Here is an 8,671-nt window from a genome sequence, read left to right as displayed (position 1 = left end):
GCCCCGGACTGTTGATCGGCGAGCTTGGGCGCGCCGCCCGCCCCCAACAGCCGCGGCTGGGCGGGGTGACCGAGGGGGACCTCGGTCACCCGGCCCAGGAAGAGGGTGTGGTCGCCGCCCGGGTGGGCGGCCTCGACGGAGCACTCGAAGGCCGCCGGCGAACCGACCGCCAGCGCCGCGCCGTTGCGGCCGTGCCAGGAGCCGAGCCGGTGCCACGCCTCGGTGCCGCGGGGACGCTCGGAGCGGCCCATCAGGGCCGCGAGCGGGCCCTGCTCCTCGGCCAGCACGCTGACGGAGAAGTCCTCGCCGTCGCTCAGCCGCCGGTGCAGCCGCCCGGCGGTGCGTACGCTCACCAGCAGCAGCAGGGGGTCGAGGGAGACCGACACCAGGGAGTTGGCGGTCATCGCCTCGGTGGTGGGACCGGAGCCGCAGGCGACGACGGTGACGCCGGTGCAGAACCGTCCCATCGCCCGGCGAAACTCCGCCCGGTCCGGGCGTATTCGCTCGTGGTCAACGGCCGAATTCATTGCCACCCGCCTTCCTCTTAGTCATGGCTCCATCCTTCATTCGGGCGGGAAAGGCGCCAGCCCCATCCGGGTACCCGTTCGGGGTGCACCCCCGGGGCGCACCGCCCGGTGACCCACGCCCGGCCAGGCCTTTTCACCGCACGGAGGTGGGGACCCGGATCCCTTGACCCGTCCGGAAACGGCCGCCTAAGTTCCTGGCCATCCGCTGCACCGCACTCGCCGGCAGCGATCCTGCCGACCATGTGACACCGCTGGGGAACATCACACCCCCAGGTGCTCCGCGGATTCGAATTCATCGTCCAGAAAGGGCGGCCATTCCCATGTCACATTCCCTTTCCAGTGGGAGGGAGATTCGCCTCAACCGCCTCTCGCGGCACGGCGACGAGCGTTATCTGTTCATTCCGCTGGACCATTCCGTGTCGGACGGACCGGTCGTCAACGCCGACGAATTCGATCGGCTCATGGGGTCACTCGTCGCCGGCGGCGCCGACGCGGTGATCGTCCACAAGGGCAGGGCACGCGGCATCGCCCCCCGCCACCTGCGGGAGTGCGCGCTGATCGTCCACCTGAGCGCAGGCACCTCCCGCGCCGCCGACACCAACCAGAAGGTCCTGGTCGCCAGCGTGGAGGAGGCCGTACAACTCGGCGCCGACGCGGTGAGCGTCCACGTCAACGTGGGATCCGACACCGAGAGCCGGCAACTGGCCGATCTCGGCGCCGTCGCCGCGGAGTGCACGCGCTGGGAGATGCCGCTGCTCGCGATGATCTACCCGCGCGGTCCCCGGATCTCCGACCCGCACGAACCCGAACTCCTGGCCCACGTCGTGAACATCGCCGTGGACCTCGGCGCCGACCTGGTCAAGACCTCGGCCGCCGAGCCCATGAGCGCGATGGCGGACGTGGTGGCCAGCTGCCCGGTGCCGGTGCTGGTCGCGGGCGGCCAGCCCAGCGGCCGGAGCCTGGCCCAGTACGCGCAGTCGGCCGTCGACGCCGGGTGCGCGGGACTGGCCGTGGGCCGGCGGGTGTTCACCGACCCCGAGCCCGAGACCCTGGTCCGCGAGCTCGCCGCGATCGTGCACGCGCCGCGGCAGCAGCCGGTCGACCTCTCCGTGGACGTGCCCGAGCTGTACGGCGCCGCCGTCACGCTCTGACCGGCGCGGCCCCGCCCCCGTCGAGGGCCCGCGTCCGCGTCCTCCTCCACCTCTTCCGATAGGGATTCCTGTGAAGTTCGCCTGGATCGACGTCCGTTCCGCCTCGCCCGAGCACCGTGAGGCCATCGTCGACGCTGCCATCCACGCCCGCGTCGACGGCATCGTCTCGGACGACCCCGCCCTCCTCACCACGCTGCCCACCACCGTGAAGCGCATCCTCGCCGACAGCCGGGTCGAGAGCGACGACTTCATCGTCCTCCACGACGTCGCCGACCGGAACGCCCTGACCGGCCTCAGCACCCGCCACCAGGGCGGGGACAAGAACATCGCCGGACGGGTCAACGTCACCGACGACCCGACGCTGACGCTGGCCTGCGAGACCGCGATCGAACTCCCCTACACCCTGGTGGAGTTCAAGGACCCGACGAAGATCCCGCTCGAGATCGTCATCGCGGCCGCCGACCGCTCGCCCGGCCAGCTCGTCTGCAGGGCCGCGGACCTCGAAGAGGCCAAGGTCATCATCGACGTGCTCGAGAAGGGCTCCGAGGGCGTCCTCATCGCCCCCGCCACCGCCAACGACGTCTTCGCACTCGTCGAGGCCCTGCGCGTGAAGACCCCCGACCTCGACCTCACCACGCTGACGGTCGACCGCATCGAGCACCTGGGCCTGGGCGACCGCGTCTGCATCGACACCACCTCGCACTTCGACCAGGACGAGGGCATGCTCATCGGCTCCTACGCACACGGGTTCATCCTGTGCGTCAGCGAGACCCACCCGCTGCCCTACATGCCCACCCGGCCCTTCCGCATCAACGCCGGCGCCCTGCACTCCTACGCCTTCGGACAGGACAACCGCACCAACTACCTCAGCGAGCTGAAGGCCGGCCACCCGGTCCTCGCCGTGGGCGCCGACGGCCGCACCCGCCGCATCACCGTCGGCCGCATCAAGCTCGAGTCGCGCCCGCTGCTGAGCATCCACGCCACGTCCCCCGAGGGCGTCGAGGTCAACCTCATCGTCCAGGACGACTGGCACGTCCGCGTCCTCGGCCCCGGCGCCAAGGTCCTCAACGTCACCGAGCTGAAGAAGGGCGACCAGGTCCTCGGCCACATCGCGACCGACAAGCGTCACGTCGGCTGGCCCGTCGGAGAGTTCTGCGTCGAGAAGTAGGCCGGGGCCCGGACGGCCCGGGCCCGGGAAGCAGGCCGGTCCGGCGGGTGCGTCCCCGCCCCCCGCGGGGTCGCACCCGACCCGGCCGCCCGAACATTTTCGGAGAGGTCAATGGAGAACGCGCGGCTCAAGGGCTGGATCGCGGACATGCTCCGCCGGCAGCCCGCCGACACGGTCTGGGCCCGGGCCCGGACCGAGGTGACCTGGGGCACCCTGCACACCAGGGTCACCGAACTGGAGCGGCTGTTCGAGCTCCAGGGCATCCGGCCCGGTTCGACCGTGGCCGTGCAGATGGCACCCAGCTTCACCTACCTGTGGACCGTGCTGGCCCTGTGGTCCCGCGGCGCCCAGGTGATCCTGATGGACCCGCGGCTCACCCGCGCCGAGGTGGACCGGCTGCTGAACCTGTGCGAACCCAGGTTCATGATCAGCTCGGGTTCCTCCGGCGTGGTCCGGGTCGTCTTCCAGGACGAGTGCGAGGTGCAGGTCGAGGTCCGGCGCACCGGCCACACCGTCGGCAACCCCCACGTCCTGCTGCAGTTCAGCTCCGGCTCGACCGGCTACCCGAAGGTGATCGGACGGACCGCGCGGTCGCTGCTGGCCGAGCTGGACGCCTTCGCCGCCCTGCCGGAGATGCCGAAGGCCGGCGAGCGGGTGCTGCTGAGCAACTCGCTGACCCATTCCTTCGGACTGATCGGCGGCTTCCTGCACGCGCTGCGGGCGGGCGCGACACTGGTGTTCACGCCGAACGCACAGCCCCGCACACTGCTGTCGACACTGGTGGAGTCACGGGCCGACGTGCTCTTCGGCGTCCCCTTCCACTTCGAGCTGCTCACCCGCATCGCGGACTGGAGCCCGCTGCCCGGCCTGCGGCTGGCCGTGTCCGGCGGCGAGGTGATCAGCCCCGAGGTCTACGAACGCTTCCACGAGCGGTACGGGGTGCGGATCGGACAGGCGTACGGCATGACCGAGACCGGCATCGTCGCCACCGACCTGACGGGCCGCCTGGCGCCGCCCGCCGTCGGCCACCCGGTGCCCGGCACCGAGGTCCGGGTGCGCGACGGCGAGCTGCAGGTGCGCACCGACGTATCGCCCTACCTGTACGTCAACGACATCGCGAGCCGGTACGCGGACGGCTGGCTGCGCACCAACGACCTGGCGGCGCTCGACCCGGAGACGGGCGCGCTGTCGGTGCGGGGGCGCAGCGACTCGCTGGTGGTCATCGGCGGTCTGAAGGTGGACCTGCGCGAGGTGGAGCTGGCCCTGGCCGAACACCCGGCCGTGACCGAGGCGGTGGTGCTGTTCAGCGGCACGATCGAGGCCTTCGTCGGGGTCACCGGCGGGGTCACCGCCCGGGAGCTCCAGGCGTGGTGCCGCGACCGGATCAGCCACTTCAAGATCCCGCGCCGGTTCGAACTGGCTCCGGCGATCCCCCGCACCAGCAACGGCAAGCTGGTGCGCAACCGCGAACTGCTGCTGGCCCGGATGGGTCCGTCGACGAGGTCCGTCGCCGGCCCGGTCGGAGGTGCGCGGTGATCGTCCAGCCCATGCTGCGCGGCACGCTGTGCGCCAACGCCCATCCCGACGGCTGCGCCGAGCGGGTCCGGGCGCAGATCGCCGCGGTCCGCTCCCGGCCCGGTCCGACCGGCCCCGACCGGCCGCGCAACGTCCTGGTCGTCGGAGGGTCGGCGGGCCTGGGCCTGGCGACCCGGATCTCGGCGGCCTTCGGCGCCGGCGCCGCCACCCTGAACGTCTGCCAGGAGTCCCCCGGCACCGCGAAGCGGACGGGCACGGCCGGCTGGTACAACACCGCCGCCCTGGAGGCGGAGCTGGCCCGGGCCGGACTGTACGGGCGCACCGTGGTCGGCGACGCCTACAGTGACGCGGTCAAGGAGCACACGGTGCGCACCGTCCGCGACGACCTCGGCCAGGTGGACCTGGTGGTGTACAGCCTGGCCGCGCCGCGCCGCACCCACCCCGAGACCGGGCACACCCACCGTTCGGCGCTCAAGACCCTCGGCCGGCCGTTCACCGCCAAGGCGTACGACGCGGCCACCCGCGAGGTGGCGACCACCACGGTGGAGCCCGCCACCGAGCAGGAGATCGAGGACACCGTCGCGGTCATGGGCGGGGACGACTGGCGGCGCTGGATCCACGCCCTGAGCGCGGGCGGAGTGCTCGCCCCGCAGGCCGTGACGGTCGCCTTCAGCTACGTCGGCAACACGAGGCTGGCGCCGACGTACCGGGGCGGCACGCTGGGTCTGGCCAAGGAGGACCTGGAGGCCACCGGGCGGGAGCTGGACGCCGTGCTGCGCCCGCAGGGCGGCCGGGCGCTGACCGCCGTGATGCGGGCCATGGTCACCCAGGCCAGCTCGGTGATCCCGGCGCAGACCCTGTACACCGTCGTGCTGACCCGCGTGATGCTGGAGATGGGCCTCCAGGAGGGCGCGATCGAGCAGGCGCACCGGCTCCTGACCAAGCGGCTCTACTCCGGGGGCGACACCCGGCTGCTGGAGGGGTCGCCGCACCCCACGACCGACGAACTGGGCCGGCTGCGCCTGGACGACCTGGAGCTGCGGCCCGACGTGCAGGCGGAGGTGGACCGGCGGCTGGCCCTGGTCACCGGCGAGAACGTCGCCGAGCTGGGCGCGCCCTGTGTGCACCGGGCGGAGTGGCTGGCCCTGAACGGCTTCGGGCTCTCCTCGGTCGACTACACGGCCGACACCGATCCGGTGCGGGAGCTGACCGATCCCGTGCTCGTACCGGCGCGGACCACCACGCGGCCGGCCTTCTCCCCGGCTTGAGCGTCCGCCCGGTGAACGCCCCGCCTGAACGTCCACCCGGGAACGCCCGGTCTGAACGCCCGGCTTGAGTGCCCGCCCGGGCGTGCGCCCCGCTTCCCCTTCTCCCGACCCGTTTCGCCCCCGGTGCCCGGACCCCACACCGTGCGCCGGACCGATCGCACCCACCGACAAGGAGTACCGCCGTGTCCGAGATCCGTTCCTTCGTCATCGGCATCATCAGCGAGATCGCCCCGAGCGTCACCGAGGACGTCTCCGACGACCTGCCGCTCGGCCCGGGCGGCCTGGAGCTGGAGTCGCTCGCCCTGGTCGAGCTGCTGGTCCAGGTCGAGCACGAGTTCGGCGCCAAGATCGCCGACGAGGACCCCGCGGCCCAGCCGGACGCCACCCTGGGGCAGTTCGTCACGGCCGTCGAGCGTGCCCGGGACGGCGCGGCCGAAGAGGCCGCGGCGTGATCGACAGCGCCGAGATCCGCCGGCTCCTCACCCACCACAGGATCGTTCCGGAGGACTTCGAGGAGCTGGGCGAGGACACCCCCCTGACCCTCGATTCCCTGGCCCTGGTCTGGCTCCAGCACGTACTGGACGAGGAGCACGGCATCAGCATCGACCCGTACGGGCCGGACCTGGAGTTCTTCACCTCGGTCCGCGGGATCCACACGTACCTGAGCACACTCACGGAAGGAGACATCGATGCCGCTTGACGTCCGGGTCACCGGATACGAGACGTTCTCCGCCTTCGGTGCCGGTGCGGACGTCCTGCGCGAGCGGGTGTTCGCGGGCCGTCCCGCGTTCGCGCCCATCACCCGCTTCGACACCGCGCCGTTCCGCAACACCCACGGGGCCACGTACGGCGGTCCCGGACAGGCGCCCCGGCAGCTGGAGACCGTACAGGACTGCGTACGCGGTGCGCTGGCGGCCGCCAAGCTCGACCCGGCGGACCTGGACCCGGCCCGGACGGCCGTCCTCATCGGAACCCAGGGCGACTTCACCGGCCTGCACGCCTTCTGGGCCGACCGGGCCGCCGGCCGGCCGGGCGACCCGGCCGAGGCGCACCGCAGCTTCGCGGGGTCGATCCCCGAGGCGGTCGCCGCCGGCCTGGGGTTGACCGGACCGCGGGCGGCCTTCATCAACGCCTGCGTCGCCTCCGCGAGCGCCGTGATCCACGCGTGCCGGATGATCACCGCCGGGCAGGTGGACGTCGCCGTGGTCGGCGGGGTCTACCTCGTCGACGAGGAGCAGTTCGCCAAGTTCGACTCCGGGCGCACCTTCGCCCGGGACGGCCGGCTGCGGGCCTTCGCCACGGGGCGCAGCGGCATGCTGCTCGGCGACGGCGCGGCCGCCCTGGTCCTGGAGTCGCCCGAGCACGCCCTGCGCCGCGGCGCCCGGTCGCTGGCCCGCGTCCCCGGTTTCGGCGCGGCGGCCGACGCCCACCACGTGGTCCAGCCGCACCCGCGGGGCGCGGGCATGGGCCGGGCGATCACCCGGGCGCTGGCCTCGGCGGGACTGGCGGGCGAGGAGATCGGCTACGTCAACGCCCACGGCACCGGCACCCGGCTGAACGACCCGGCCGAGACGGCCGCGCTGCGGGGCGCCTTCGGCGCGCACGCGGACCGCCTGCCGGTCAGCTCCACCAAGAGCACCACGGGCCACATGCTCGAGGCCACCGGAGCGGTGGAGCTCGTCATCTGCCTGATGGCGCTGGAGGAGCAGGCCGTGCCGCCCACCTCCGGCTACGACGGCGCCGACCCGGAGTGCGATCTGGACTGCGTACCGAACGAGGCCCGGACGGCGCGGCTGGAGCGGGTGCTCTCGCTCAACGCCGGCTTCGGGGGCCTGAACACCGCCATCATCCTGGAGCAGCCGTGACCGTCACCCCCACCGGCACCACCTCCGTCCGGCAGCCGGCCGTCGTCGCGGCGGCCGTGGTGGACACCGCGACGGAGCGCGGGGAACTGCCGGGCGTGCCCGGTTTCGTGGTGTCCGCCTTCAACCCGCTGGTCCGCGAGACGGTACGGCGCTGCCTGGGCGACCCCGGGACGCCGGACGCACCGAACCCGCTGACCGGGCCGTTCCCGGACAGCACCGCGATCGTGCTGGCCACCGTGGCCGCGGACGCGACCACCTCCGACACCGCCAGCCGGAAGCTCCTCTCCGGCCGGGTGCACAACCCGCTGTTGTTCTTCCAGTCGGTGACCACCTCGATCGTCGGGCACCTGGCGATCGAGTACGGGCTGACCGGCCCCATCCACTGCGTCGCCGCGGACCACGGGGCGGACACCACGGCCCTGGACGCGGCCGCGCTGCTCCTGCTGGACGACACGATCGACCAGGTCCTCGTCATCGGCGTGGAACTGGCCGCCAACCCGCGCACCGCCGCCGCCTTCGAGCGGCTGGCCGCCCTGGGACACGACGGGCGTCCGCCGGCCGCCGACCTCGCGGTGGCCCTGCTGCTGCGGAGGCCCGGCGCGGTCGACCGGACCGAGGTGCCCGCCGAGCTCGAGGCGGCGGGCCCGGTCCGGGACGCCGCCGCGGGCCACCTGTACCGCCTGGCCGCGCTGGCCGAGCGCGCGCGGCACCCCCTGGGAGAGAAACGATGAAGCAGTCCCTGGAAGAGCTGATGGCCTTCATGCCGCCGGAGCTGGTGGCCGAGCAGCTGATCACCAAGCTGGGCATCGAGATCACCGAGTGGTCGGCCGAGCGTGTGGTCGCGACCATGCCCGTACGCGGCAACCTGCAGCCCTTCGGGCTGCTGCACGGCGGGGCGAGCGCCGCCCTGGCCGAGACCCTGGGCTCGCTGGCCGCCGGGGCCCATGTGGCGCCGGACGGGATGCTGGTGGGGCTGGAGCTGAACGTCACCCACCACCGCGCGGCCCGCGAGGGCCTGGTCACCGGCGTGTGCGAGCCGCTGCACCAGGGCACCCAGGTCGGCACGTACCAGATCACCGTGCGCGACCACCGTGACCAGCTGGTCTCCACGGCCCGGCTGACCTGCCTGCTGCGCAGGCGTCCGGGGCGCTGAACG

General features: G+C 72.8%; 10 protein-coding genes. 9 read left to right on the top strand and 1 reads right to left on the bottom strand.

Annotated features, from left to right (window positions below; genetic code table 11):
* A partial coding sequence (locus tag ACFV5H_RS15240) for a flavin reductase family protein (protein WP_385195028.1) occupies positions 1-527 on the bottom strand: 527 nt, incomplete at its 3' end.
* Positions 528-847: 320 nt separating this feature from the next.
* On the opposite strand from ACFV5H_RS15240, the gene ACFV5H_RS15235 reads away from it, so the two are divergent.
* From ACFV5H_RS15235 to ACFV5H_RS15195, 9 genes are all read left to right on the top strand, one after another.
* Positions 848-1,678, top strand: a complete 831-nt coding sequence (locus ACFV5H_RS15235; RefSeq protein WP_385051535.1) for a 2-amino-3,7-dideoxy-D-threo-hept-6-ulosonate synthase — start codon at positions 848-850, stop codon at positions 1,676-1,678.
* 70 nt (positions 1,679-1,748) lie between these two features.
* Complete coding sequence (locus ACFV5H_RS15230) at positions 1,749-2,846, top strand: 3-dehydroquinate synthase II family protein (RefSeq protein ID WP_385051533.1); 1,098 nt, start codon at positions 1,749-1,751, stop codon at positions 2,844-2,846.
* A 111-nt stretch (positions 2,847-2,957) separates the two neighbouring features.
* Entirely contained in the window at positions 2,958-4,382 is a 1,425-nt protein-coding gene (locus ACFV5H_RS15225) for a class I adenylate-forming enzyme family protein (RefSeq protein WP_385195025.1), read from the top strand.
* On the top strand, positions 4,379-5,650 hold the full coding sequence (fabV, locus tag ACFV5H_RS15220; protein WP_385195022.1) for an enoyl-ACP reductase FabV: 1,272 nt from the start codon (positions 4,379-4,381) through the stop codon (positions 5,648-5,650). The genes ACFV5H_RS15225 and fabV overlap by 4 nt, the downstream gene beginning before the upstream one ends.
* A 182-nt stretch (positions 5,651-5,832) precedes the next feature.
* On the top strand, positions 5,833-6,102 hold the full coding sequence (locus ACFV5H_RS15215; protein WP_385051527.1) for an acyl carrier protein: 270 nt from the start codon (positions 5,833-5,835) through the stop codon (positions 6,100-6,102).
* Complete coding sequence (locus ACFV5H_RS15210) at positions 6,099-6,350, top strand: acyl carrier protein (protein WP_385051525.1); 252 nt, start codon at positions 6,099-6,101, stop codon at positions 6,348-6,350. The genes ACFV5H_RS15215 and ACFV5H_RS15210 overlap by 4 nt, the downstream gene beginning before the upstream one ends.
* The gene (locus tag ACFV5H_RS15205; RefSeq protein WP_385051523.1) at positions 6,340-7,515 is read left to right on the top strand and encodes a beta-ketoacyl-[acyl-carrier-protein] synthase family protein; all 1,176 of its coding nucleotides are present in this window, start codon (positions 6,340-6,342) and stop codon (positions 7,513-7,515) included. Before ACFV5H_RS15210 ends, ACFV5H_RS15205 begins: the two co-directional genes overlap by 11 nt.
* A complete protein-coding gene (locus ACFV5H_RS15200; protein WP_385051521.1) occupies positions 7,512-8,246 on the top strand; it encodes a beta-ketoacyl synthase N-terminal-like domain-containing protein in 735 nt (244 codons plus the stop codon). The genes ACFV5H_RS15205 and ACFV5H_RS15200 overlap by 4 nt, the downstream gene beginning before the upstream one ends.
* Positions 8,243-8,668: a PaaI family thioesterase gene (locus ACFV5H_RS15195; protein WP_385051520.1), complete on the top strand. Its 426-nt coding sequence runs from the start codon at positions 8,243-8,245 to the stop codon at positions 8,666-8,668. The genes ACFV5H_RS15200 and ACFV5H_RS15195 overlap by 4 nt, the downstream gene beginning before the upstream one ends.
* The last annotated feature ends 3 nt before the right edge of the window (positions 8,669-8,671 follow it).

The sequence above is a fragment of the Streptomyces sp. NPDC059787 genome (genome assembly GCF_042732315.1).
GTDB lineage: Bacteria > Actinomycetota > Actinomycetes > Streptomycetales > Streptomycetaceae > Streptomyces > Streptomyces atrovirens.
The sequence above is the reverse complement of the archived record's forward strand: the minus strand, read 5'-3'. Positions and strand labels throughout refer to the sequence as shown.